This is a genomic window from Spiroplasma endosymbiont of Lasioglossum malachurum (assembly GCF_964020065.1).
In the GTDB taxonomy this organism is placed as follows: domain Bacteria; phylum Bacillota_I; class Bacilli_A; order Mycoplasmatales; family VBWQ01; genus Spiroplasma_E.
Window position 1 is genome coordinate 295,975 of record NZ_OZ026534.1, and the last position, 26,152, is coordinate 322,126.

29 protein-coding genes, 7 tRNA genes and 2 pseudogenes are annotated in these 26,152 nt (G+C 25.0%); 22 read left to right on the forward strand and 16 right to left on the reverse strand.

Annotated elements, in window-relative coordinates; all coding sequences use genetic code 4:
* Window positions 1-246: 246 nt before the first annotated feature.
* From AACK95_RS01675 to AACK95_RS01700, 6 genes and pseudogenes are all read left to right on the forward strand, one after another.
* On the forward strand, window positions 247-1,530 hold the full coding sequence (locus AACK95_RS01675) for an aminotransferase class V-fold PLP-dependent enzyme (RefSeq protein WP_338980510.1): 1,284 nt from the start codon (window positions 247-249) through the stop codon (window positions 1,528-1,530).
* A complete protein-coding gene (sufU, locus tag AACK95_RS01680) occupies window positions 1,517-1,975 on the forward strand; it encodes a Fe-S cluster assembly sulfur transfer protein SufU (RefSeq protein ID WP_338980511.1) in 459 nt (152 codons plus the stop codon). Before AACK95_RS01675 ends, sufU begins: the two co-directional genes overlap by 14 nt.
* The gene (locus AACK95_RS01685; protein ID WP_338980954.1) at window positions 1,959-2,519 is read left to right on the forward strand and encodes a 5-formyltetrahydrofolate cyclo-ligase; all 561 of its coding nucleotides are present in this window, start codon (window positions 1,959-1,961) and stop codon (window positions 2,517-2,519) included. Before sufU ends, AACK95_RS01685 begins: the two co-directional genes overlap by 17 nt.
* Window positions 2,520-2,859: 340 nt before the next feature.
* Window positions 2,860-3,042, forward strand: a complete 183-nt coding sequence (locus AACK95_RS01690; protein WP_338980512.1) for a hypothetical protein — start codon at window positions 2,860-2,862, stop codon at window positions 3,040-3,042.
* The gene (locus tag AACK95_RS01695) at window positions 3,020-3,937 is read left to right on the forward strand and encodes an SGNH/GDSL hydrolase family protein (protein WP_338980513.1); all 918 of its coding nucleotides are present in this window, start codon (window positions 3,020-3,022) and stop codon (window positions 3,935-3,937) included. The genes AACK95_RS01690 and AACK95_RS01695 overlap by 23 nt, the downstream gene beginning before the upstream one ends.
* A 39-nt stretch (window positions 3,938-3,976) precedes the next feature.
* Window positions 3,977-5,296 (forward strand): annotated as a pseudogene (locus tag AACK95_RS01700) (oleate hydratase); the annotation flags it as partial.
* Between the two features lie 82 nt (window positions 5,297-5,378).
* Here AACK95_RS01700 and AACK95_RS01705 read toward each other — a convergent pair.
* Genes AACK95_RS01705 through AACK95_RS01720 form a run of 4 tightly spaced genes read right to left on the reverse strand, consistent with a single transcriptional unit; the run spans window position 5,379 to window position 6,848 of the window.
* A complete protein-coding gene (locus AACK95_RS01705) occupies window positions 5,379-5,741 on the reverse strand; it encodes a hypothetical protein (RefSeq protein ID WP_338980515.1) in 363 nt (120 codons plus the stop codon).
* Between the two features lie 9 nt (window positions 5,742-5,750).
* Entirely contained in the window at window positions 5,751-6,014 is a 264-nt protein-coding gene (locus AACK95_RS01710) for a hypothetical protein (RefSeq protein ID WP_338980516.1), read from the reverse strand.
* Window positions 6,015-6,055: 41 nt separating this feature from the next.
* Window positions 6,056-6,238 (reverse strand): hypothetical protein, encoded by a 183-nt coding sequence (locus AACK95_RS01715; protein ID WP_338980517.1) that lies wholly within the window; start codon window positions 6,236-6,238, stop codon window positions 6,056-6,058.
* Between the two features lie 13 nt (window positions 6,239-6,251).
* Window positions 6,252-6,848: a hypothetical protein gene (locus AACK95_RS01720; RefSeq protein WP_338980518.1), complete on the reverse strand. Its 597-nt coding sequence runs from the start codon at window positions 6,846-6,848 to the stop codon at window positions 6,252-6,254.
* 40 nt (window positions 6,849-6,888) lie between these two features.
* Here AACK95_RS01720 and AACK95_RS01725 point away from each other — a divergent pair, with 40 nt between their 5' ends.
* A complete protein-coding gene (locus AACK95_RS01725) occupies window positions 6,889-7,272 on the forward strand; it encodes a helix-turn-helix domain-containing protein (RefSeq protein WP_338980519.1) in 384 nt (127 codons plus the stop codon).
* Window positions 7,253-7,600, forward strand: a complete 348-nt coding sequence (locus AACK95_RS01730) for an IS30 family transposase (protein ID WP_338980520.1) — start codon at window positions 7,253-7,255, stop codon at window positions 7,598-7,600. The genes AACK95_RS01725 and AACK95_RS01730 overlap by 20 nt, the downstream gene beginning before the upstream one ends.
* Window positions 7,601-7,848: 248 nt before the next feature.
* Here the strand turns inward: AACK95_RS01730 and AACK95_RS01735 are convergent, their stop codons facing one another.
* The 8 genes from AACK95_RS01735 to AACK95_RS01770 all read right to left on the reverse strand — a co-directional run bounded on the left by AACK95_RS01735 (window position 7,849) and on the right by AACK95_RS01770 (window position 11,373).
* Window positions 7,849-8,121 carry a hypothetical protein gene (locus tag AACK95_RS01735; RefSeq protein WP_338980521.1) on the reverse strand — a complete coding sequence of 91 codons (273 nt, stop codon included), beginning with the start codon at window positions 8,119-8,121 and terminating at the stop codon, window positions 7,849-7,851.
* Between the two features lie 105 nt (window positions 8,122-8,226).
* A complete protein-coding gene (locus AACK95_RS01740) occupies window positions 8,227-8,355 on the reverse strand; it encodes a hypothetical protein (protein WP_338957714.1) in 129 nt (42 codons plus the stop codon).
* A gap of 1 nt (window position 8,356) precedes the next feature.
* Complete coding sequence (locus AACK95_RS01745) at window positions 8,357-8,545, reverse strand: hypothetical protein (RefSeq protein WP_338980522.1); 189 nt, start codon at window positions 8,543-8,545, stop codon at window positions 8,357-8,359.
* Window positions 8,545-8,670 carry a hypothetical protein gene (locus AACK95_RS01750; RefSeq protein ID WP_338957716.1) on the reverse strand — a complete coding sequence of 42 codons (126 nt, stop codon included), beginning with the start codon at window positions 8,668-8,670 and terminating at the stop codon, window positions 8,545-8,547. The genes AACK95_RS01745 and AACK95_RS01750 overlap by 1 nt, the downstream gene beginning before the upstream one ends.
* Before the next feature lies 1 nt (window position 8,671).
* Window positions 8,672-9,535 (reverse strand): hypothetical protein, encoded by an 864-nt coding sequence (locus AACK95_RS01755; RefSeq protein ID WP_338980523.1) that lies wholly within the window; start codon window positions 9,533-9,535, stop codon window positions 8,672-8,674.
* Window positions 9,536-9,661: 126 nt separating this feature from the next.
* Window positions 9,662-9,865, reverse strand: a complete 204-nt coding sequence (locus AACK95_RS01760) for a hypothetical protein (protein WP_338980524.1) — start codon at window positions 9,863-9,865, stop codon at window positions 9,662-9,664.
* Between the two features lie 59 nt (window positions 9,866-9,924).
* The gene (locus AACK95_RS01765; RefSeq protein ID WP_338980525.1) at window positions 9,925-10,200 is read right to left on the reverse strand and encodes a hypothetical protein; all 276 of its coding nucleotides are present in this window, start codon (window positions 10,198-10,200) and stop codon (window positions 9,925-9,927) included.
* A 225-nt stretch (window positions 10,201-10,425) separates the two neighbouring features.
* On the reverse strand, window positions 10,426-11,373 hold the full coding sequence (locus AACK95_RS01770; RefSeq protein ID WP_338980526.1) for a rolling circle replication-associated protein: 948 nt from the start codon (window positions 11,371-11,373) through the stop codon (window positions 10,426-10,428).
* A gap of 120 nt (window positions 11,374-11,493) precedes the next feature.
* Between AACK95_RS01770 and AACK95_RS01775 the strand changes: the two are divergent.
* From AACK95_RS01775 to AACK95_RS01785, 3 genes and pseudogenes are all read left to right on the forward strand, one after another.
* Window positions 11,494-11,966 (forward strand): annotated as a pseudogene (locus AACK95_RS01775) (oleate hydratase); the annotation flags it as partial.
* Window positions 11,967-12,288: 322 nt separating this feature from the next.
* Window positions 12,289-12,666 carry a S1 RNA-binding domain-containing protein gene (locus AACK95_RS01780; protein WP_338980527.1) on the forward strand — a complete coding sequence of 126 codons (378 nt, stop codon included), beginning with the start codon at window positions 12,289-12,291 and terminating at the stop codon, window positions 12,664-12,666.
* Between the two features lie 170 nt (window positions 12,667-12,836).
* On the forward strand, window positions 12,837-14,147 hold the full coding sequence (locus AACK95_RS01785) for a glucose-6-phosphate isomerase (RefSeq protein WP_338980528.1): 1,311 nt from the start codon (window positions 12,837-12,839) through the stop codon (window positions 14,145-14,147).
* A 105-nt stretch (window positions 14,148-14,252) separates the two neighbouring features.
* Here AACK95_RS01785 and AACK95_RS01790 read toward each other — a convergent pair whose 3' ends face one another.
* From AACK95_RS01790 to AACK95_RS01800, 3 genes are all read right to left on the reverse strand, one after another.
* Window positions 14,253-15,203 (reverse strand): IS30 family transposase, encoded by a 951-nt coding sequence (locus AACK95_RS01790; protein ID WP_338980529.1) that lies wholly within the window; start codon window positions 15,201-15,203, stop codon window positions 14,253-14,255.
* 161 nt (window positions 15,204-15,364) lie between these two features.
* The gene (locus tag AACK95_RS01795) at window positions 15,365-15,553 is read right to left on the reverse strand and encodes a hypothetical protein (protein WP_338980530.1); all 189 of its coding nucleotides are present in this window, start codon (window positions 15,551-15,553) and stop codon (window positions 15,365-15,367) included.
* Between the two features lie 445 nt (window positions 15,554-15,998).
* The gene (locus AACK95_RS01800) at window positions 15,999-16,427 is read right to left on the reverse strand and encodes a hypothetical protein (RefSeq protein WP_338980531.1); all 429 of its coding nucleotides are present in this window, start codon (window positions 16,425-16,427) and stop codon (window positions 15,999-16,001) included.
* 283 nt (window positions 16,428-16,710) lie between these two features.
* Here AACK95_RS01800 and AACK95_RS01805 point away from each other — a divergent pair.
* From AACK95_RS01805 to AACK95_RS01835, 7 genes are all read left to right on the forward strand, one after another.
* Window positions 16,711-16,786, forward strand: a tRNA-Val gene (locus AACK95_RS01805).
* Between the two features lie 7 nt (window positions 16,787-16,793).
* Window positions 16,794-16,870: transfer RNA gene (locus tag AACK95_RS01810), tRNA-Thr, on the forward strand.
* Between the two features lie 11 nt (window positions 16,871-16,881).
* Window positions 16,882-16,966, forward strand: a tRNA-Tyr gene (locus tag AACK95_RS01815).
* A 10-nt stretch (window positions 16,967-16,976) separates the two neighbouring features.
* A tRNA-Gln gene (locus AACK95_RS01820) sits at window positions 16,977-17,051 on the forward strand.
* 16 nt (window positions 17,052-17,067) lie between these two features.
* A tRNA-Lys gene (locus AACK95_RS01825) sits at window positions 17,068-17,142 on the forward strand.
* Window positions 17,143-17,148: 6 nt separating this feature from the next.
* Window positions 17,149-17,236 (forward strand) — tRNA-Leu (locus tag AACK95_RS01830).
* A gap of 65 nt (window positions 17,237-17,301) precedes the next feature.
* Window positions 17,302-17,383: transfer RNA gene (locus tag AACK95_RS01835), tRNA-Leu, on the forward strand.
* A 73-nt stretch (window positions 17,384-17,456) separates the two neighbouring features.
* Here the strand turns inward: AACK95_RS01835 and AACK95_RS01840 are convergent.
* Window positions 17,457-18,494, reverse strand: a complete 1,038-nt coding sequence (locus AACK95_RS01840) for a hypothetical protein (protein WP_338980532.1) — start codon at window positions 18,492-18,494, stop codon at window positions 17,457-17,459.
* A gap of 310 nt (window positions 18,495-18,804) precedes the next feature.
* Here AACK95_RS01840 and AACK95_RS01845 point away from each other — a divergent pair, with 310 nt between their 5' ends.
* From AACK95_RS01845 to AACK95_RS01860, 4 genes are all read left to right on the forward strand, one after another.
* On the forward strand, window positions 18,805-19,755 hold the full coding sequence (locus AACK95_RS01845; RefSeq protein ID WP_338980055.1) for an IS30 family transposase: 951 nt from the start codon (window positions 18,805-18,807) through the stop codon (window positions 19,753-19,755).
* A gap of 139 nt (window positions 19,756-19,894) precedes the next feature.
* On the forward strand, window positions 19,895-24,244 hold the full coding sequence (locus AACK95_RS01850; protein WP_338980533.1) for a PolC-type DNA polymerase III: 4,350 nt from the start codon (window positions 19,895-19,897) through the stop codon (window positions 24,242-24,244).
* A gap of 31 nt (window positions 24,245-24,275) precedes the next feature.
* Window positions 24,276-25,091, forward strand: coding sequence for a Pr6Pr family membrane protein (locus AACK95_RS01855; protein WP_338980534.1), 816 nt, complete (start codon window positions 24,276-24,278; stop codon window positions 25,089-25,091).
* Window positions 25,092-25,174: 83 nt separating this feature from the next.
* Window positions 25,175-26,014 carry a class II fructose-bisphosphate aldolase gene (locus AACK95_RS01860; RefSeq protein ID WP_338980535.1) on the forward strand — a complete coding sequence of 280 codons (840 nt, stop codon included), beginning with the start codon at window positions 25,175-25,177 and terminating at the stop codon, window positions 26,012-26,014.
* Window positions 26,015-26,152 lie beyond the last annotated feature (138 nt).

The window sequence follows — 26,152 nt, forward strand, 5'->3', positions numbered from 1 at the left end:
TTACTAAGATATCTTAACATAAAATTTATATTTAAGGGATAGTTTTTTCTAATTAATTTTGAAATAACTAATTACCAATTATTTATTTTAAAAAATTTAAAATATTAATTTTTTTAAATATTATTACTTTATAGTACACAAATAATATTTTATTCATTTTTTAATTTTAAGAAAATTAGCACAAAATTAAGTGTATAATCATTAGTATAAGTATATTATATTTGGTGTAATGATATAGGAGTAAATATGAATAAAAAAATAAACATTAATGATAATACCTTTAAAACTGATTTTCCCTTTTTTAAAAATAATCCTGATTTAGTTTATTTAGATACAGCGGCTTCTTCACTAAAACCACAAATAGTTATTGATGCTGTTAGGGATTATTATGAAAAATATTGTATTAATCCACATAGTCAAGATTATCAACTTGCTGTTAAGGGAAATGATATATTTGAAGATACTAGAAAAACAATTAGTAAATTTATTAATAGTAACGAAAACGAAATAGTTTTTTGTCCTTCAGCAACTTTTGCTTATAATCAAATTGCTTTTGGCTTAGAAAAATATTTACAAGAAAATGATGAAATTTTATTAACCACTTTAGAACATAGCTCATTACTCTTACCATTTTATCGTTTGATACAAACTAAAAAAATTAAAATAAAATTTATTGAAACAAATAAACAAGGAGTCATTACTGTTGAAAATTTAAAAAAAGTTTTAACACCTAAAACTAGAATAGTTGCTTTTGCAAATATTAATAATTCTTTAGCAATAAAAAATGATACTGAAACATTAACTAATTTTATTAAAGAATACGGTAAAAAAAATGTTAAAAGTGATAATTGAATTTTTAAAAATATTTTAGTAATAATAGATGGTGCACAATCAATAGGACATATAAAAACCGATGTTAAAAATTGAAATATTGATTTTTTTGGATTTTCTGGTCATAAAGTTTTTGGTCCAACTGGAATCGGTGTCTTTTGAGGAAAAAACGAATGATTAAATATGCTAGATCCACTAATATTGGGTGGAGGTATGAATGGTGATATTTATGAAAATGGTAAATTTAACTTATTAGATAGTCCTTATCGTTTTGAGGGTGCAACACAAAATATTGCGGGTGTATTTGGGCTAGGTGCAGCTATTAAGTATTTATTAAACATTGGTATTGAAAATATTAGAAATCATGAAATTTTACTAAAAAAATACGCAATTGAACAATTAACAGCGCAGTTAGGAAATAACATTGAAATTTATAATATTGATGGCAATAGTAGTAACATAATATTTAATATTAAAAAAGTATTTGCACAAGATGTTGCTAATTTTTTAGGAACACAAAATATATGCGTACGCAGTGGAACTTATTGTGCTAAATTATTACCTAATATAATTAACGCTGAAGTAACAATTCGTCTTAGTTTTTACATATACAATTGCAAAAAAGATATTGACTTATTAGTAATAGCTTTAAAAAAAGGGATTAATGAAGGAGGAGATTTTTTAAATGAATTCTTTTAATAACAATCAAGACTATTATCGCAAACTAATTGTTGAACACTATAGTAATCCAAAAAATAAAGGTTTTAAAAATTTACCAAATAGTTTGACATATCATCAAAATAATGAATCATGTGTTGATAATTTTCATGTTGAAATTTCTATTAAAAATAAAGTTATTAATAGCGCACACTTTACTGGAATTGGGTGTGCTATTTCAACTGCAGCAACCGATCTTTTTTGTATTTTAATTGAAGGTAAAACAATATCACAAATAAAAGAAATTATTATTAATTATCAAGCAATGTTATCAGAAAAGCAATTTAATGATAAAATAATTGAAAATATGATTGCTTTTAAAAATGTACCAAGACAACGTAATCGAATTAAATGTGCCCTTATTGGTATTAATGGTATTAATAAAATAATTGAGAAAGAATGTGAAAAAAATGGAAATGGAAATTAAGGATAAAATTAGTTTAAGAACCATTTATTTAAAAAAATTAAAAAATGTTTCTAAAAATAATTATCAAAAGTGAAATAAAATTATTTTCAATAAATTTAATGAATCACATTATTTTAAACAAAATAATGTATTTGCTCTTTATAATTCCTTACCATATGAAGTAGAAACTAAAGAAATTATTGAATTATTATGAAAAAATCTAAAACAAGTTTGTTTACCAAGAATGAATGGTGAGCATTTGGAATTTTACTTTATTAATAGTTGAAACGATATCGTATTTGATAATGATTTTAAAATTGGACAACCAAGTTTAAATTGCCAAAAAGTTATAGGAAGTCAAATTGATTGTATGTTAGTACCATTGATTGCCTTTGATAAAGATTATTATCGTATTGGTTATGGTAAAGGTTTTTACGATCATTATTTATCTAAAAATAAATTTAACTTTAGTAAAATAGGACTTGGTTTTGCTATTCAAAAAATTCCTTATATAATTAATCACGATAATTGAGATATACCATTAGACTATATTTTTACTAATTAATATTTTAATCTAAAAATTAAATACACTAATCAATAAATAAAAGATAGTTTAATTAATCAAATTATCTTTTTTTATTTTTATTGTATATTCATTTTTTTAATTATAGACTTAAATTAAGATTTACTTAGAATAATTATTTTAAAAAGATTAAAACTAATCATTAGTTTAGTTTATACACACTTGAATTTTATAAAAACTGAATCAATTAAAATTATTTTATATTTTTTATCAAAATGAATCCAAAAATAAATAATAAAAATGATATTTTTAGTAAATCTTAATACTAAAAAATAAATATTTCTAAAAAAATAATGAAAAAATACATAGGAGGCAAATAAACATGCGTTGATATAACTTAACATGTGCTACACTTTTAAGTTCATTATCATTATTAACTATTAATTCAAAGCATTGTTATTTAAATAAAGAAGAACAAGCTATAGAACAAGTTGATAATTTATACGTTATTGGTGATAGTTTATCAGATAATGGTGCACTTGTTGGAGCTGGAACACAATTTTAAAGGTAATAAAATTCTTCCAAAAATTCAAGAAATTAAAATGGAAGAACCTTATCATAATAATCAGTTTTGTAATGGTCCAAATGCAGTTAGTGTTGTAGCAAATTATTTTCATAAACCTTTAACACCAGCATGGAAATTTCAAAAAATACCATTTGTTGGCAAAACTTATCAACAAATTGGCGAAAATTATGCTGTTGGTGCTGCTAGATTAGGATATAGTATTTATCCAGGTGGATTTTTTGTTAGTAAATTTTCAGCACAAGCACAAGTTACTTCTCTACTTTCACAACATAAAAATATTAATGATCATGATTGAGTACTATATGTAATGGGGGCTAATGATCTTTTGGCAGTAATGCAAGATACAACTTCTCCTTTCTTAACATGAAAACTTTATTTAGATTTTGCAATCCTTAATGAAAAAATATCACTAATGCGACTACTTAAAAATCATGTAGCGAATATTGTTGTTACTGATGTTCCGGATATTAGTGAAACTCCTGCTTATAATAATGATCCTATCCTAGAGACAAAAGCAGCAGCAGCTTTTAAATATTTTCATTCACAATGAAAAGCAATGATAAAAACTTTAAAAGAAGATTACCCAAAACAAATTAATGATTTTGAACTTTCATCAGTTGTTAAACAAACATTAAATGATTTAGATAAAAGAGGAATGGATATTAAAGAAGGAGCTAGTGATATTAGTTTTTATGAATCATTTTTAAAAGATGGAATTTTACAATCCAAATTAAATCCGGGGGTAACTTTAGATACAGTTAATAACTACTTTTTTGTCGATACTGTTCATCCAACTGAAATACCATCAAAAGTAATTGGTATGCAGTTAGCTCATTTTATTACTAATAAAATTAAACAAAATTTAAATGATTAACAAAAAAATAAAAAATAACAAATAGGAGGTACAAATTATATGTATAAAAGCAATGGAAATTATGAAGCATTTGCACAACCTAAACCAGCACAAGAAATAGAAGATAAAAAAGCATTTTTAGTAGGAGCAGGATTAGCTTCTTTAGCCGCTGCTACATTTTTAATCAGAGATGCAAAAATGAATCCAGAAAATATCCATATTTTTGAAGAATTAAGTATTGCTGGTGGTAGTTTAGATGGGATTTTAAATCCAGATAAGGGTTTCATTAGTCGTGGTGGACGAGAAATGGAAAACCATTTTGAATGTCTATGAGATTTATTTCGCTCTATTCCATCTTTAGAAATTGAAGGGGCTTCAGTTTTAGATGAATTTTACTGATTAAATAAAGAAGATCCAAATTATTCTAAGTGTCGACTTATTCATCAACAAGGGAAAAGAACAGAAGATGATGGTAAGTTTACTTTGAATGAAGAGGCTTGTAAAAAAATAATTGAATTATTTTTAACAAAAAAAGTAAATCTAAATAATAAAACAATCGAAGAAGTATTTCCAGAAGATTTTTTTAAATCAAATTTTTGATGATATTGATCATCAATGTTTGCTTTTGAAAAATGACATAGTGCTATGGAAATGAGAAGATATATTATGAGATTCATTCATCACCTTGGTGGATTACCAGATTTATCAGCACTTAAATTTACAAAATACAATCAATACGAATCACTTGTTTTACCATTAATTTCTCACTTAGAAGAACAAGGTGTTGTTTTTCACTATGAAACAATAGTAAAAAATATTATAATTTCAGAAAATGAAAATAAAGAAAAAATTGCAAAAAAAATCATTTTTCAAAAAAAGAATAAAGAACAACAAATAATATTAAAAGAAAATGATTTTGTTTTTGTAACTAATGGCAGTATTACTGAAAGTACAACATATGGTGATCATAATACTCCAGCACCAATTAGTGAACAACTCCAATTAGGTGGAAGTTGAGAATTATGAGAAAATTTGGCAAAGCAAAGTAAAGATTTTGGAAAACCAGAGAAATTTTATGCAAATTTACCAAAAGAAAGTTGATTTATCTCAGCAACATTAACAACTCTAGATAAAAAAATGGCACCTTATATTGAAAAAATCAGTAAAAGAGATCCATATGCTAAAAAAGTTGTAACTGGTGGAATTGTTACTGCTATCGATTCAAGTTGAATTTTAAGTTATACCTTAAATCGTCAACCACACTTTAAAAGCCAATCAGATGATCAATTAGTTGTTTGAATCTATAGATTACTTTCAAATAAGGAAGGAGATTATATTAAAAAAAGTATTACTGAATGTTCTGGCATGAAAATAGCTCAAGTATATAGGGACTACATCCCTCGCCACTACGTGGCTCACCCAAATTATAGTCGCAGTAGGTTCACTGCGACTATAACTATTTTTATTTATCTTTATTTTTAGGTTTATCTTTTTTCTTTAAAATATTATCTAATTTATCTAAACCAGCAGACTTAATATCAGTATAAGTCATATCAATACTACTTGCTTCTTTAAGGTATTTTTTAGGTGACAATTCACTTTTAAGTTTATGCACATAATGTAAAGCACGTGAATTATACCTTTTTAACCAGTGTCTAGGAAAAAATAAAGTCATAGCCATTGCTTCACCACTATAACTTGGAGGCATAATGCCTTTTTTAATCATTTTCTTTGTTCTACGTCGTGAAAACACTACTTTATTATAATCATCAATATTAGTATATAAATTAAGATTAAATATAACAACAAAGCCCAAAAAACGCATTCTTTTAACTTACACAACATACTCTACTTTTTCTCTTGCTTGTACTGGTATTCTATTAGGATGTTGTTCAATCAAATACATAGTACCATTAAACATATGACCTATTAACTTACAAAATTGTCCTAAACTTTCTTGTTGATTTTTAAACTGTACTCCTAAATCATTAGAATTTATCTTTAATGCTAATTCATCTAAAATTATTAAATCTTCTTCTTCAAAAGCATAATTACTTGCTAACTGATTAAAAGTAAAAACATCATTATAATTAACCAAATAAGAATAACCATTTTTTAATTTAATAGGAAAAGGACTAACTACTCGTTTTTATGAGTTTGTGCTAAACAACAAGCAAGAGCAGATTTACCAGTACGTGGTGGCGCTGAAATAATATAACTACCAACTCGTTTTAAAATTTTAACATTACGAATAGTTATAAGAATTGGATAAATAATCATAATCAAACCTATAACCAATAACACGTAACCATATCAAGGCATTATTTCACAACTCCTAACCTATAATTAAACTAATTGCTCTAACAAATAATCATAAAGGTATAATATTTTCTATTCCACTAACAATATCAACATTTAAAGCAGTACTAATCGTATCTGAAAAAATATGTCGTAATAAACTATCTGTTGTAAAAAGAAATTGTCTTAATGGTTCAACTGGTAAAACTTTACCAACAACACCATAAAGTACTCATCTAAAAGCATTACGCAAATGACCAAAAACATCATATCAACTAACACGTTCATAATCAGGGTTAAAAGGACTATTTGGTGGTACTGGTACAATATCTTTGGAAGAAAAAATGTTCATCTGCCTAAACTTAACATGCAAACCGTCACGATTAGTTAACGAAGATAAATCAAAATCAATTGTTAAATGCTTTAAATTTGGAATACGAACCGGCATAGTAACAAAATTATATTTTCCTAAATTGTAAACACTATCTTTATCATTTAATACACCTTTAAAATTATAACGAATATTACCTTCATAATCTAAAAATGAAAATGTATAAATAGAAGAAAAATGCTGAATTATACTTGTAAGTGCAAGTAAATAAAATTGCAAAAAATTCTCATATAAAAATTTCATAATGCTAAATTTAGTTTAGAAAAAAGTAAGGAGTTTTTATATGAGTTATAAACATCTTGGCATAGATGAAAGGATTTATATTGAGAATCAATTGAAATTTAAATTTAAAATTAGTGAAATAGCTAAAAATCTTAATCGAAGTATTAGTACTATTATTCGAGAAATTAATAGAAATAAAGATAATAATCATTATTTTTCATTAATTGCACAAAATAAAGCTGAAAATCGAAAACAATCACATATTAGTTTTCATAAGTTTAAAAATAAGAATTTAGTAAAATATGTAAAACAAAAATTACTATTAGGTTGATCACCTGAACAAATTTATGGCAGAATTAAAAATTTTCATAAAGAGTGAGTTATTAGTTTTAAAACAATTTATACTTGAATTTATTTTGGAATGCTTGATAAAGTTACTAGATAAAGTTACTAGTAAAAATTTAAGAAGAAAAGGTAAAAAACGAAAATCTAAAGAAAATCGTGGCAAGTTTAATGGTAAATCAATTAAAGAACGAGATATAAATTTTAATGATCGTATAACACTTGGTCATTGAGAAGGAGATACTATAGTATCATCAAGAGGCAAAAGCAAATCATGTTTAATAACTTTAGTTGAAAGAGTATCACGATTTACTTTAGCAATATTAGTTAAAAACAGAACTACTAAAGTTATTAATAAAAATGTCAGTTATTATTTATCAATTCTTCCTAAAAACATTGTTAAAACTATTACTTTTGATCGTGGCAAATAATTTTCAAATTGACAACAACTTGAAAAAAATTTAGATGTAAAAATTTATTTTGCCAATCCATATTCACCTTGACAAAGAGGTACTAATGAAAATACTAATGGTTTAATTAGAGAAAAATTTCCTAAAAAATTTATTTTTTCAAAAACTAATAAAAATGAAGTTCATAAATTTATATTGTCTTTAAATCAAAGACCGAGAAAAATATTAAATTATCTTTCACCAATCGAATATTTGGATAGAAAAATAATTTAGTTGCACTTACCTTTACAATTTAGCAATTTTAAAATTAATGAAAAAGTAAAAAGCACTAAAATAATTGCTAACAATGATGCTGGCATAGAAACTATTTGTTGTGAACTATCACCAAAAATAAAACTTTTAATAACCAAAGATAAATTATGTAAACCAGAAAAATCAGTAATATAACTTTGTAAAATATTTTGCACAATATTTTTTAAAGAAGGTAAAAGTTTACCCAATAAAGGAAAAACAAAAATTATCGCAAAAAATAATTTAATCATAACTATTACCTCCTAAAAATAATTTTAATTCTTTCTATCTAAATCCACGAATAATATGTCCTATGAATTCTTTAATAAATACTAAGACCATCATAAATATTGGAATTAATACCGGTCAATTTGTCATAATTGAGTCCCAGCAAATACTCAATCAAATACATAACTAAAAGATTCTAATAATTTTTGGCCAATACCTCCAATCATATTTAATAGTGCGGTTAAACCTGCGGGCATTCTAATCACCTCCCTCCTCTAATTCTTTTCTTGCTCTTTCTTTCCGTTTTTGTTCTTTACAATACCAACAATCTGGGTCAATTACGTTATGCTTTTTATGTTTAAATTTTCAAATTATCTTTTTAATAGTACCCTTAAAAGCCCAAGCAGTACCAAGCACAGCCAATATCACAACTATTCATTTAATCATTATTTTTTACCTCCTAAAAAATTATCAAAACTCATATTTTCACTTAATCTTTGTTCAAAATTTCTTTTTGATTTTTTCTTATGTAACTTTTGTCTTGGCATATTTTTTCATTTATCTTTTTTCATTTTAAACACCACCTAATGTATAAGCATAAGAATAATCCCAATTTAAACTTGCTCTATCTAAATTAATCTCAGACATACTATCATCGTTTAAATCAACTTCAACCATACCGTCATCTGTACTTTGATAATCATTAATACTGTTATTAATTATTCTTGCTCTTTCATCAGTAAATACTTCTTGTAATTCTGTATTATTATGTGTACTTCCAAATGGTAATAATAAAGTATTTATAATCTCACTTGCTCCTGCAATAATCGTAGGAATAGCAAAATAATTATTAAAATTATTATTAATACCCATAGCAACACCAGTTGAAATCAAACAACCGCCAGTTCCCATATTTGCTATTTTTCTTATATTTTGAAATTTATTAGGTATTAATTCAGTTAAACCACTAATAATATTCGCTATACCAAAACTATTTAAAGATATATAAGTATCTCAATCTACAAAAGGCACATCAATTATCGGTTTAACAGTTGTAAATGGTGGATACGTTGGTCTTGGGGGTTCAGTAGGGCAAGCTGGTCAAAAACATGGTTCATCTCTTAATAAAGAAACTGACTTATCTACATACTGAACAAACTTAACATAATTAATTAAACCAATTGTTCCTAAACCTAAAAATATTTTTTTATAACTATTAATAACTTTATTTCTAATAGTTGGTCTTTGATTAATATTCCATATATCAATTCCTAACTTTTTACTAAATAACAAAGAATTAATAGAACCTAAAATTGGGTCTTTTAAATATTGACCATAATAGGCACTAACTCCAACCATAGCACTTAAAGGACTTAATCCAGTTCTTAAAATTTTAGTTAAAGTATAATTACTAGTTTGTTCTAACTCATTAGGCATAAATAAAACTCCTTATTTAATTTTTACTTTTTTCTTTTATTCTCTTTTCTTATTCGTTCCATTTCATTAGCAACTCTGTAACACATTTCACAACCATATACTCTTTCATAAGTCCAATCACTACATTTATGTCTCATAATTTAACTTACTTTCTTGTTGTCTCATTGATTTATTTAAAGCAATATCTAATATACAATTTGGACAATAATATTTTCTAGTATATAAGTTTTGTAAAACTCTTTTTGGACAAATAACTTGGTCGCAAAGTTTACATATATAAATTGCTAAATGAAATGCTTGTTCACATGAACAATTATTATTTTTAGCCATAATTTAAACTTAACTCCTAACATAAAATAATTATTTAAAATTACCCTTTTAATAAATAACTATTTTCAATTAGAAAGTTTTTTAATATTACCGCTTAAATCAAGTTCAAGTGAATAAAAATTACCAACTTTTAAATCAACACTAGATAAACAATTATTAAAATCACTAGCAAATTCTGGATTATATCATTTATCACGTGTTTGACCAGTTGGCACGCTTGTTTGTTTATTTATTTCTACAAACTTCAAAACATCAAACTTTAATGTTTGACCTTTATTATTTTTATCGGGTATAATATGCCCTTTTTCAATATTAACTAATTGAACTTTAAACATAAAAAAACTTAACCTCGACTATTCATTAAAATTTAATTTAATAAGTTAAGCATAGTAGGGTAAAACCTATACTTATTAATAATATATCATAAAAATATAAAATTTCAACAAAAAATAAAAAAATGAACACTAGTAAGAATAGTCGTAATTACTAATGTTCAATAAACATTATATATATATATATATATATATACAAGTAAAAATATAGAAAAACTAGTTTTTTTTCTAATGTAAAACTTTTTTCTTAAAATCTATTTTTTCAACTTTATTGCCAAAAACTTTATCTACCCAAGTCAAAACATCTTTATCTCTTTGAATTAAATAACCTATTTCACTAGTCCATAAATAATACTTATGCGATAAAGCACTTAAATATACATAACGTTCATAATCTTCATATTCTTTAAAATAATCATTTACAACAGTACTTTCAATAATACCACCAATCATAACAGTATTACCGTTACTATCTCTTTGAGTTTTAAAATAAAATACATTTGTTGCTTTAAAACTTGCTTTAATTATATCTTGGATTGTAATTTTTTTAATACCACGAACTACAATAGGATTTTTACAATTACGACTAAAAGCATAAGCCTTTACACTTACATCTGTTTGATTTATAGATTTAACATCATCTATTGCTTTTGTAACATACTTTCCTAAATATTTAATAACAAATTCATTTGTACCTTTTTTAACTACTTTTAAATCATTAAAACCGTGAGTTCATCATTCTGCTAGCATACTTTTATGTATCTTTCTATTAAAAATTATATGAAAATGAATAGCACCACGAGATTGATATTCATAAACATAAAAATACTTTAATTCTCCTAAATGTTCAAAACGTTTAGGGTCATTTCACCATTTCTTTAATTTAAGAAAAAATAAACGAATATCTTTTTTTGCTTTTTTAATATCTTGTATATTATCTTTATAAGTTAAAGTAATAAAACTCAACATTTTACTATCATAAAAATTATGTAATGCTTTTTGAATTAAATTAGTTTTAGTACGAACAGTATTATTTCTTAATTTTTGTTTATTACCAACATAACATTTACCTTTTTTATTTCCAATATTATTTAAAAAAGAAATAGGTAAAACAACATTTTTAACATAACAAGCATAAAAAATCTTTTTAACATAAAAATCTTGTTGAAAATCCATATATAAAACTTAACTATTTTAGGTTTTAAAAAAACCAATTTTATACATTTTAATAACAAACAAATCTTAACATAAAAAATTATAAAAATAAATATAAAACAAAAACGATACTTAATCATGGAAATAGCTCAAGAGTGATTATATCATATTGGTGTTCCTGAAGAAGAAATCTTTAACTTGCTAAAAACTCATGTAATGTGGTACCAGTTTATATGCCATTTATTACTTCATACTTTATGCCAAGAGAAATTGGTGATCGTCCTTTAGTAGTTCCGGAAGGTTCAAAAAATTTAGCGTTTATTGGTAATTTTAGTGAAACTGAAGATGATACAGTTTTTACAACCGAATATTCAGTGAGAACTGCTATGGAAGCTGTCTATAAATTATTAAAGGTTGATAGAGGAATACCAGAAGTTTTTGCTTCAGCATATGATATTAGAGTACTATTGAATTCAACTCATATTTTATGAGATAAGAAAAAAAATAATGATATACAAGTTCCTCTCATCTTAAAAATTTTCCGTAGAGGTGCATTAAAAAAAATCAAGGGAACTTTTCTAGAAGAATTACTTGAAAAATCAGGATTATTATAATAAATCCTAATATTTTTAATAATATTTATAAAATAAAATATCTATATTAACTTACCATTTTAAGTATAAAATAAAAAAAAATATTAAAAAAAAATTAGTAATATTGTTACAAGTAACATTCATTTCTTTAAAAATAAAGAAATTGCTAACAAATTTAATATTTTAATAATCTTTAAATTTAAAATCAATTAATAATTTCTCATTCTAATGTTTAAAAATTCATAAAATTAATAATATTAATTTTAACTTCAAGATTAAATATAATGTTATAATATTTTTATGTATTATTAAATTATACAAAAGAAAGAGGAATTAACTTATTATGAGTACAATTATTAAAAATGAAGAAAATGAATCAAATGTTCAACAATTTCAAGTTGGTGACATTATTACCGTAACTCCAACTGGAATAAAGGAATTTGGAGTTTTTTGTAAGTGTCCAAATGGATTTTCTGGTTTAATTCACATTAGTCGTATTACCCCTAAATTTGTTAAAAATGTTAGTGATTATTTTACAATTGGTACATCAGTTAAAGCAGAAATAACAGGTATTGATCATACTAAACAACAATTAAGTTTAAGTACAAAAGAACAAGGATTAGTTGCAAAGAATAATTCTTCAATTGAAGAAAATGGTAAAGGATTTGCACCAATAAGAGAAAGTGTTGATAATTGATTTAAAAAAGAAGAAAATAATTAAAATACTATTTTTCTTCCAAATAATAAAAAATATTGCTATTTAATGGCAATATTTTTTATTTTTTTCTTGCAATCTAAAATTTTTACAACTATATTTTTATTATAAATATTAAATAGTATTATTACGAATTAATATTTTAATTTTAAATACTATAAGGAGGTTATAGAATAGTGATAAAAACTAATTTAAAGTTTACTAATTTAGATATGAAAGAATTATCAACTTTATATCAAGAAAAAGTAACGGTGATTAACGCTGAACTGGAAAGTAATGCTAAAAATAAAGATGGTTGATTAGGATGAATTGATTTTCCATTTGCATACCAAAAAGACATTACTTTTCAAGACTCTTGAAAACGAATGAAAACTCTAGCATTGAAACTACAAAAAGAAATACAAGTTTTAGTAGTAATTGGTATTGGTGGATCATACTTAGGTGCTAGAGCAGGAATTGATATGGTGCAAGGTTTATTTAATAATACCGCTCCTGTTAAAGTAATTTATATGGGTAATACCATGAGTTCAACTTATGTTCACCAAGTTTTATCATCTTTAAAAGATAAAGAATTTGCCATTAATGTTATTTCTAAATCAGGAACTACTACTGAACCAGCAATAGCCTTTCGTTTGTTAAAAGAACTATTAATTAAACAAAAAAAAAATAAGAATATTGTTAATAACAGAATTATCGCTACTACTGATAAAACAAGAGGAGTACTCCATGATTTGGCAAAAGAAGAAGGATATGAAAGCTTTGTTATTCCCGATAATATCGGTGGTAGATACTCTGTTTTAACTCCTGTTGGTATTTTTCCGATGATGGTAGCAGGAATTAACTGTGAAGAAATTATTGCTGGTGCGCAATTAGCAGCAAAAGAATGTAAAAGTGATAAAATTGATGTTAATGATGCCTATTTATATGCAGTTTCTCGCTATCATTTACATAAAACTAATAATAAAGCAGTTGAAATTTTAGTAAGCTATGAATTACAAATGCAAATGTTATGTGAATGATGAAAACAATTATTTGGTGAGTCAGAAGGTAAGGATGGCAAAGGATTATTACCAGCTAGTGTTGTTTTTTCAACTGATTTACATTCAATGGGCCAATTTATTCAAGAAGGTTCAAAAATGTTTTTTGAAACAGTAATAAAAATCAAAAAACCTAATGAAGATATCAAAATTCCACTTGATAAAGAAAACAATGATCAATTAAACTATTTAACAAAACATTCTTTACATGAAATTAATAATATTGCCTTACAAGGAACTATTGAAGCTCATAGTGATGAAATAGTAGGAAAAACACCAAATATTTTATTAGAATTGGATACAATGGATGGCAAAATGTTTGGTTATGCTAGTTATTTCTTTATGAAGGCTTGTGCTGTTAGTGCAAAATTATTAGGTGTTGACCCATTTAACCAACCTGGTGTTGAAGTATACAAAAAGAAAATGTTTACATTATTAGGTAAAAAATAATTTCCTAATAATAAATTTAATAAAACATTAAAATATAGTTATATAAAAACCATTCTTTTCAGAATGGTTTTTATATAATTTGCTAAATTGTAAAGGTAAGTGCAACTAAATTATTTTTTTATCCAAATATTCGATTGGTGAAAGATAATTTAGTATTTTTCTCGGTCTTTGATTTAAAGACAATATAAATTTATGAACTTCATTTTTATTAGTTTTTGAAAAAATAAATTTTTTAGGAAATTTTTCTCTAATTAAACCATTAGTATTTTCATTAGTACCTCTTTGTCAAGGTGAATATGGATTGGCAAAATAAATTTTTACATCTAAATTTTTTTCAAGTTGTTGTCAATTTGAAAATTCTTTGCCACGATCAAAAGTAATAGTTTTAACAATGTTTTTAGGAAGAATTGATAAATAATAACTGACATTTTTATTAATAACTTTAGTAGTTCTGTTTTTAACTAATATTGCTAAAGTAAATCGTGATACTCTTTCAACTAAAGTTATTAAACATGATTTGCTTTTGCCTCTTGATGATACTATAGTATCTCCTTCTCAATGACCAAGTGTTATACGATCATTAACATTTATATCTCGTTCTTTAATTGATTTACCATTAAACTTGCCACGATTTTCTTTAGATTTTCGTTTTTTACCTTTTCTTCTTAAATTTTTACTAGTAACTTTATCAAGCATTCCAAAATAAATTCAAGTATAAATTGTTTTAAAACTAATAACTCACTCTTTATGAAAATTTTTAATTCTGCCATAAATTTGTTCAGGTGATCAACCTAATAGTAATTTTTGTTGTACATATTTTACTAAATTCTTATTTTTAAACTTATGAAAACTAATATGTGATTGTTTTCGATTTTCAGCTTTATTTTGTGTAATTAATGAAAAATAATGATTATTATCTTTATTTCTATTAATTTCTCGAATAATAGTACTAATACTTCGATTAAGATTTTTAGCTATTTCACTAATTTTAAATTTAAATTTCAATTGATTCTCAATATAAATCCTTTCATCTATGCCAAGATGTTTATAACTCATATAAAAACTCCTTACTTTTTTCTAAACTAAATTTAGCATTATGAAATTTTTATATGAGAATTTTTTGCAATTTTATTTACTTGCACTTACAAGTATAATTCAGCATTCATTATGAGCATCATTAAAAGCAATAACTTTAGTTTCATTAGTATTTACTTTTGCTAATAAATTTTAATTGGTTTAATAATTGAATTAATATTGGGTGAAAATAAATTTCCTTTTTTAGCAAAGCCATTAACCATATCAACAATAAATATAATATTATGACCTTTTAAAGTTTTAAAATTTAAATTAACTGTTTTATCCAAAGTTTTATTTATAATTTCAATAAATGAATCATTATTTTTCATTATTCACCTCTATTTTTTAAAAATTAATCGTTTAATAATAAATCAAATTATACTACAGCCAGAACAAATTGGCATTAAGAAAATAGTAAAAATAATTCCTACTTTTAAAAAGAAAATATCTACTGTTATTCCCTGACTACTTTGATAGATTAAACTATCAATTACACCATTTATATAAATAAAATTAAATCCATTAAAAATGTTTTCTATTTTAATACTTAATAACATAATTAACCCTAATAACAAAAATATAAAACCAGAAAAAAATAAAATAGTAATTATTTTTTCATCAAGAGGTAATTTTTTTCATCAATTTTTAGTTATCATTATTATCACCTATTTTTTTTAATTATATCATTGTTATATTACTGCTATAAAATAAATAAAAAAATTCTTACTTTAATGTGAAAAATAAGAATTTTTTAAAATTAATAAATCGCTATTTTTATTTTTTTACTACTTTTAAATAACAACTGTATCCAAAAATAATAAGACTTGTAAAAAATAAGATTGGAGTAGCAATAACCGCTAAGATTACTCCTATTTGTAACTGTGCTGCTGTACCTGTTAAAGTTGCAGTTCCACCTAATGCAGCAACTGCAATTTTTAATTTATCAAAAAAATCAGTTAATGATATAGTAACACCAAAATTAGTTATACTACCCTTAATAAAATCTCCAATAGTTCAAGGATGAGAATTTCTTAAAATTCAAAACCCATCATGACTTTCAGCTGCTTTAGCTCCTAGAGGTCTAACTGTTCAAGATACTGTTCCAATTAAAATTAATCCTAAAATCATTACTATTAACATAGTTATAAATACGTAAATGCTAATTTTATCTAACTTTGATAATTTTTTTCAAATTTTTTGCATAAATTTTCCCTTTCTTTTAATATAAATATGGCTCAAAAAAATTTTAGCAAACTTTAAAAAAATATTATATTTAAAATATATAAAACTGAAAATAGGTATAAAATAGTAATATTTAACATAAAATTATTTTTTTTGATTTTTTCTTTTAACTTTTCTTTTAAAAAATAATTAAAAATAAAATAATTTTACATTATCTTTAAAAAATAATTGTAAATGTGAAAAATATCTATTATAATGATTAAGGTTTTTTAAGAATAAATAATTCTAATAAAACAATAAATAAGGAGTATTAGCTCAGCTGGGAGAGCAATTGCCTTACAAGCAATAGGTCGGCGGTTCAAGTCCGTCATACTCCACCATTTACCTGCTGATGTGGCTCAATCCGGCAGAGCAACGGTTTTGTAAACCGTAGGTTGCAGGTTCGATTCCTGTCATCAGCACCATTATTATTTATGGAGGGGTAGCAAAGTGGCCAACTGCACCTGGCTGTAAACCAGATCTCTTCGAGTTCGGGGGTTCGACTCCCTCCCCCTCCACCATATTACTTATTGGGGTGTAGCCAAGCGGTAAGGCAACGGCCTTTGACGCCGTCATGCGTTGGTTCAAATCCAACCACCTCAGCCATATATTTTATTAATTTGTCCTCGTAGCTCAGCGGTAGAGCACTCGGCTTTTAACCGAGGTGTCGCAAGTTCGATCCTTGCCGGGGACACCATTTGATGCCCAGGTGGTGAAATGGCAGACACGTCGGGCTTAAGATCCGATGACTTTTACAGGTTGTGCGAGTTCGAGTCTCGCTCTGGGCACCATTTTATATATTTATTAATGACGAGGAAGTATTCCTCATTTTTTATAAGCAAGTAAACTATATTTTGCCCAGATGGCGAAATGGCAGACGCAGTAGACTCAAAATCTACCGAGAAATCATGCGGGTTCGAGTCCCGCTCTGGGCACCACTAATATTAAATTATTAGTATAAAAAGGTATTCTTAAAAGAATACCTTTTTATTTTTATAATATTAAATATTATTAAACTGATAATCGACGTTCTGAAGATTGTTGTTTAACAGGCAAACGTTCTTCAGAATTTAATGCTGCTGTATTAAATGGTTTAGGATCAGCTATTTCAACAACATGAGAAGTTGACATGACTGATTGTGTTTCCTCTCCATTATTAATTTTTTCTGGATTAAAAGGTTTATTTAATAATGGATTATTATCATCACTATCTTCAGAACTTGATGATGATGGTGAAGATGTACTGCTAGAAATATTTTCATAATTATCTTCCTCATCAAAATCATTAACATCCGCACATCAATTTTCATATAATTTCATTCCAGTATTTACTAATAAACCAGTACCAACTATTGCAAGACCAGCTATTGTGTTTCAAAAAGCCGTTGATCTTTTCTTATAAAATGGTTGGTCATCATCATTATTATTTGGATTACTTAATTCATGATATGCAAAAAGACTAACACCAGTAATTGCACTAGCAATAGTTATTGGTGCTAATAAACTTGCAGCTGTATTACCTATTTTTTGTCATATATTATGTTGTTGATTTATTGCATTTTCTTCATTATTAGGTGCACAACATTCTGATATTTTTTTACTAATTGTCACTATATGATTTAAACTTGAAGCTGCTGCTGCTGTAATAAAAGCATATGTAACAGGTAATGTATCTGGATTGGGTGTTGGTCAGTTAAGTCAAGCTACTGCTAGTGGTAATAATGGTGCTGTTGCAAAACTCACTCCTGTTAATAAATTATTAATCCTTACATTATTAATATTTCAATATCTTAATATTAAATTAGTTAACGAAATTTTTGAATTAATTCCTCCTTCCAACATAAAAAATAATGCTGGTGCTAGTGATAATACTCCATCTTGATATAATAAATAGTTACCCCCAGTTACCATTCAATTACCAAGAGTAAGTAACACATCTCTTATAGTAGGTACTACCCTATTTCTATTATTAGTTGATATTAAATCATTTGGTAATAATTGTTCTGTAGAAGAATAACTTCTTGCTGGTGATGAATCCATATTTTTCATCCTTTCTAAAAAATAATTTAAAGTAATAAAATTAATATAAAAACACCCATATTAAGAATTACAATTCTTAAATATGAGCTAAACTCTAGTCTTTATTTATTACTTCTTGTATTATAACCCTATATTAAATAAATGAAAGTAATATAATCATTAATATTGAAATTATGAAAAATAATTTTAATAACTTAAATAATTAAATTAATAATGCTGAATTATACTTGTAAGTGCAAGTAAATAAAATTGCAAAAAATTCTCATATAAAAATTTCATAATGCTAAATTTAGTTTAGAAAAAAGTAAGGAGTTTTTATATGAGTTATAAACATCTTGGCATAGATGAAAGGATTTATATTGAGAATCAATTGAAATTTAAATTTAAAATTAGTGAAATAGCTAAAAATCTTAATCGAAGTATTAGTACTATTATTCGAGAAATTAATAGAAATAAAGATAATAATCATTATTTTTCATTAATTGCACAAAATAAATCTGAAAATCGAAAACAATCACATATTAGTTTTCATAAGTTTAAAAATAAGAATTTAGTAAAATATGTACAACAAAAATTACTATTAGGTTGATCACCTGAACAAATTTATGGCAGAATTAAAAATTTTCATAAAGAGTGAGTTATTAGTTTTAAAACAATTTATACTTGAATTTATTTTGGAATGCTTGATAAAGTTACTAGTAAAAATTTAAGAAGAAAAGGTAAAAAACGAAAATCTAAAGAAAATCGTGGCAAGTTTAATGGTAAATCAATTAAAGAACGAGATATAAATGTTAATGATCGTATAACACTTGGTTATTGAGAAGGAGATACTATAGTATCATCAAGAGGCAAAAGCAAATCATGTTTAATAACTTTAGTTGAAAGAGTATCACGATTTACTTTAGCAATATTAGTTAAAAACAGAACTACTAAAGTTATTAATAAAAATGTCAGTTATTATTTATCAATTCTTCCTAAAAACATTGTTAAAACTATTACTTTTGATCGTGGCAAAGAATTTTCAAATTGACAACAACTTGAAAAAAATTTAAATGTAAAAATTTATTTTGCCAATCCATATTCACCTTGACAAAGAGGTACTAATGAAAATACTAATGGTTTAATTAGAGAAAAATTTCCTAAAAAATTTATTTTTTCAAAAACTAATAAAAATGAAGTTCATAAATTTATATTGTCTTTAAATCAAAGACCGAGAAAAATATTAAATTATCTTTCACCAATCGAATATTTGGATAGAAAAATAATTTAGTTGCACTTACCTTTACAATTTAGCTAAGTTATAATTAAAATATGAAATTTGATTAAACATTAGAATAATGATTTAATATATTTTAATTAAAATATAGTTATTATTGTCAATTATTTAGTATTAAGAGAGGGAAAAATATATGAATCAAGATTTACAAAAACTTTTCCATGAAATGGATTTTAATGATGTTAATAATGAATTTAATCATGCTACTATTAAAAAAGTACAATATTTTCATCATAATCAACAAGTAATAATTACCATCAACTTACCTAATTTTCTAACAACTACTACTTTAAAAAGTTTTGAACAACATTTTGAAAAATTACCTGTTTCGAATATTAGTGTCGATTTTAATGTTTCCCTTACTGCTGATGAATCAACTGTATTAACATATTTTCATTATATTAAAACTCATAAATTGCAACTATTAGCTAGCATTTATTATTCTTTACCCGACTCAGCAATTAATTATAAAAATAATATTATTACCATTACCATTCATAATAGTATTGAAGAAAAATTAATAACTAATGAATTTTTACAATTTATTAACTACTTTCAACAATATGGTTTTAAAAAAATTCAATTAAAAACTAAAATAAATAAAGCAGAGCAACCATTTATTAGTTATGAAAATGAATCTAAAGCAGAAATTAGCAAAATTACTAACAATTTAAAAACTAAAATTCCTAACAATAATATAAGTAAAAATTTTAATACAACTACTTATCGCAAAAAAGCAAAAGTTAATTTAGAAATAACAGACCCAACTCATAGCATTAAAGATATCATTGGCGATGAACCCAATATTATTATTAGTGGTAAAGTTTTTAAAATTAATAAATTTTTAACTAAAACTCAAAAATGATTTTATTCATTTTCAATTACTGATTATAGTGATGCAATTACTTGCAAAGCATTTATTAATAGCGATCAACCAGATGAAAAATTTGATAATATTAAAGTTGATGATTGAATAAAAATTAATGCTAATAGTCGTTATGATAATTATAGTAAAGAACAAGTACTATGAATTGATGATTTAATTATTGATTTAAATAATAAAAATACTAACAATAATGATGATGCTAAAACTAAAAGAATTGAATTTCATACTCATACTAAAATGAGTGCTATGGATGGTATTACTTCAGCAAGTGATTATATTAATCAAGTAGCTAAATGAGGACACCAAGCAATTGGTTTTACTGATCACTTAAATGTACAAGCATACCCAGATATTGCTAATGCCGCTAAAAAACATCCAAACTTAAAAGTAATGTATGGTGTTGAAATGGATTTAATCCCCAATAATATTAGTATTACTAAAAATAATATTAATACATCATTATTAGATTTAGAATACATTGTTCTTGACTTAGAAACAACTGGTTTATCAACCAATTACCACGAAATTATTGAATTTGGTTATACAATTGTTAAAGATAATATGATTTTAAAACAAGATACAATTTTAATTAAACCAAATAATCCCGTACCTGAACATATTACTGAACTTACTAGTATTACCAATGTTATGTTAAAAGATAAACAAACATTACAACAAATATTGCCAACAATTATTGAAATAATTGGCAATAAAACAATAGTTGCTCATAATGCTAACTTTGACTTTGGTTTTTTACAAGCAGCAATGAAACAATTGGGTTTCATGCCTTTAAATAATCCTGTCATTGATACTTTGCAATTATCTAGAGCAATTCTACCACAACTAAAATATTATCGATTAGGTACTATTTGTCGTACTTATGGCATTAAATATGATGATGAAATTGCCCACCGTGCTGATTATGATGCTAATGTATTAGCACAAGTATTTTTAAAAATGTTACAACAATTAAAAACAGAATTTAATTGTATTAATTTACAAGAAATTAATAACTTAATTAATGAACAAATTAATTTTAAACTTCATGGTGAACATATTACTATTTTTGCAAAAAATCAATTAGGATTAAAAGATTTATATCAATTAGTTTCACTATCTCATACAAAGTATTTTTATAAAACACCAAAAATCATATCAGAAGCAATTAATGAAAATAGAAAAGAATTATTAATTGGTAGTAGTTGTATAAATGGTGCTGTTTTTGAAACAGCATTAAATAAAAGTGAAGAAGAACTAATTAAAATAATGAAATGATTTGATTTTATTGAAATCCAACCACCTGCTGTTTATAAACACTTAATACAGTTAGGAAATATTACTAAAGAACAATTACATGATACTATTAAAAAAATTATTAATAATGCTCTTAAATTAAATAAATTAGTAATTGCTACTAGCGATGCCCACTATTTACATCCCCATGAAAAAATGTATCGTGATGTTATTATTAATAGTAAAGCAATTGGTGGTTTGTTACACCCATTATTTGATCGTAAAGGTAAAGTTACATCATATCCCGATCAACATTTAAGAACTACTAATCAAATGTTATCAGAATTTAACTTTTTAGATGACCCTAATTTAATTAATGATATTGTTATTAATAATCCTTTGCAATTAGCAAAACAATTTGAAATGGTTAAACCAATTAAAGATGGCTTATTTACACCAAGTATTGTTAATGTTGATACTAAATTACGTAATCTTTGTTATGAACAAGCATGAAATCGTTACGGTAATCCATTACCAACATATGTAGAAAAACGTTTAACTCGCGAATTAGATGCAATTATTACTCATGGTTTTGCTGTTGTTTATTGAATTGCACACAAATTAGTAGAAAAATCTTTACAAGATGGTTATCTTGTTGGTAGTCGTGGCTCAGTTGGTTCATCTTTAGTAGCTACTTTTGCTAACATTACTGAGGTTAACCCACTACAACCACACTATTTATGTCCACAATGTAAAACTAGTGAATTTATTAGTAATGGTTCTTATAAGTGTGGTTATGATTTACCAAAAAAAATATGTTCACAATGCAATATTGATTTAATTACTGATGGTCATGATATTCCTTTTGAAACATTCTTAGGATTTGATGGTGATAAAACACCTGATATTGATTTAAACTTTTCTGGTGAATATCAAAATAAAGCTCATGATTTTACTAAAGAAATGTTTGGTGAAGAAAATGTTTTTCGTGCTGGAACAATTTCAACAATTGCCAATAAAACAGCTTATGGTTATGTTAAAGCTTATGCAGAAAAAATTGGTCAATCAGATATGCGTGCAGCAAAACTAGAGTTACTAAGTCAAGGATGTGTTGGTATTAAAAGAACAACTGGTCAACATCCTGGTGGTATTATTGTTGTACCAAAAGAATATAATATTAACGATTTTACACCAATTAATTTTCCAGCTGATGATACTAGTTCTACATGAAAAACTACCCACTTTGATTTTAATGCTATTCATGATAATTTATTAAAATTAGATATTCTAGGTCACGTTGATCCAACAGCATTAAAAATGTTAGAAAATTTAACTGGTATTGATCCAAAAACTATTCCTAATCAAGATGAAAAAGTTTTATCATTATTTTCTAATTTAAGTGCCTTAAATATTACTAGTGATGATTTACTTGGCGAAAAAACAGGAGCAATTGGTATCCCTGAATTTGGTACTGGTTTTGTTCGTAAAATGTTAAGTGATACATTACCTACTTCATTTTCTGAATTAGTACAAATATCTGGTTTATCACATGGTACTGATGTTTGATTAAATAATGCTGATGAATTAATTTCACAACAAGGTTTAAAACTAAAAGATGTAATTGGTTGTCGTGATGATATTATGACTTATTTAGTATATCAAGGGTTACCAGCAAAAATTGCCTTTAACATTATGGAAGATGTCCGTAAAGGAAAAGGCATTAAACAAGAATATGAAAAGTTAATGCAAGAAAAGAAAGTTCCTAATTGATACATTAAATCTTGCAAAAAAATTAAATATATGTTTCCTAAAGCACACGCTACTGCTTATGTATTAATGGCATGAAGAGTAGCTTGATTTAAAGTTTATTATCCGCATGAATATTATGCTACTTATTTTACAACAAGATGTGAAATTTTTGATATTAAAACTATGTTACAAGGCATTGGTGCTATTACTAATAAATTAAAAGATATTAATAACAGATTAAGAAAAAATGATGGTCAAAAAAATACAGTTACTACTAAAGAAAAAGATTTAATCCCATTATTAGAAGTAGCATTAGAAATGAATGCTAGAAATATTAAATTTAGCAATATTAGTTTAGAACATTCTGATGCTAAACTTTTTCAAGTTAAAGTAATAAATGGTGAAAAACAAATTTTACCACCTTTTATTACTTTAGATGGATTGGGTGAAATTGTGGCTAATTCAATTGTTAAAGCAAGGAGTGAACAAGCAATTACTTCAAAAAATGATTTACAACTACGAACTAATATTACTAAAACTAATTATCAACTATTAAATGACTTAGGAGTATTAGAACATTTAGAAGAAAATACACAATTAATGTTAGAATTATAATACAAAAAAAAAGAAAAGATGTGGGATTATTATGTATAAATTAAGTAACAAAGCCAACTTTTATATACGTTTATCTGCATTAATAATGATAATTTTATTTTTAATTATTGATTTAATTAGTGCAATATATTATCCAATGGAAAAATTTGAAGATTTAGGATATGGTGAACGAGTAAGTAACTACTATGCTTTTTTTACTACTGAGAGTAATTATATGGTTGTTATTTATTTTTGTGTTTATTTATTTGATTCTTATTTTCGTGGTACTAAACCAAGTTTTCAAACTCGATTAGCAGTAACTGTTTATATTACTATTACGATGTTAGTATTTTGAATAGGTATTTTCACTGCTGAGCAAGATCCAAAACAATACAGTGCTTATAATTGAATTGCAACATTAATTTTACACTTATTAATGCCAATAATTATGATTACTAGCTTTATTGTTACATCAGGTCATCAATATATTAATATGAAACAACAACATAAAATATATTTATGATTAATTGTTATTTATCCAGCAATTTATTGTATTGTTATTCTAATTAGAGGTCATTTACGTTATTTAGATTTTATAGAAACTGGTCATCCACCAAGAGATACATGATATCCATATTTTTTCTTTGATTATTCAAATGGTGAATATGGATGATTAATCGCTGCTAGTGCCGTTGTTTTTGTTTTTGGTTTAGTTTTCAGTTTACAATATTTTTATATTTGAATTAATAACTTAATGTTCAAACGTTATCAAACTTCTGAACATCGTTTATATGATTTTTATCAAAAAATATTACGTCAACTTAATAAAAAAAAGAAAAGCAAAATTAAAAAGAAAAGAAAAAAGTAAAAATTTAAAATATATCTTATATTCCTTACATGATAAATATTATTGATATAATTAAATAAAAAAGAAAAGTTAGGTGATTGTAATTGAAAATTAACTTGAAAACAATGTTAAAATATGCACAAATTAACAAATACGCAATCCCAAGTTTTAACTTTGATAATTTAGAAATGTTAATTGCAATTACTAATGCAGCCGAAAAACAAAAAGCACCAATATGTTTAATGATAACACCTAACACTATTAATTGTATTGATTTAAAATATATACTTGCTATTACTAACAATGTTATTAATCGTGCAAAAGTACCAATTTTTTTACAACTAGACCACTGTCTTGATCCACACTTTATTAAAACTAAAATTACATCTGATTTTAGTTCAGTTATGTTAAATTACAGTAACTATCCAATTAAAGAAAATATTGAAAAAACTAAAGATATTGTTCATTTTGCTGCTCCTTTGGGTATTATTGTTGAATCAGAGATTTTTTACAATAATACAAAAGGAGATATTACTAATGATATTAATTTAATTGAACAAGCAATATTATTTAGAAATAAAACTAATATTAATGGTCTTGTATTTACTGCTATCAATAGTCATCATCAAGATAATAGACAAGATTTAAAAATTTCTCTAATTAAAGAAATTGCTATTAAAATGCCTGAAATTTTTTTAGTATTACATGATAATGTTACTATTAATAATGAACAATTAACTCTAGCAATTAAAGCTGGTATTACTAAAGTTAATATTAGCAGTGATTTAAGAAAGATTTATGTTGAAAGTCTAAAAAAAAGTTTGCAAACTAACTCTAATTTATCTAATATTAATACCTTAATAGAAAATGCAATGATAGCTATTCAGAAATTTGTTGAAGAAAAAATAATTCTCTTAGGAGCAAATAATCGATATAAATTTTAGTTTTTATACTTATAGATTTTATTTCAAAATAAAAAGTGAACAATATTGTTCACTTAAAATAGTTACTATTTTATTTTTTTAAAATATAAATAATTAAGAAAATTGCTCAAAACTTTTTCATTCAAATTTATTATCCTA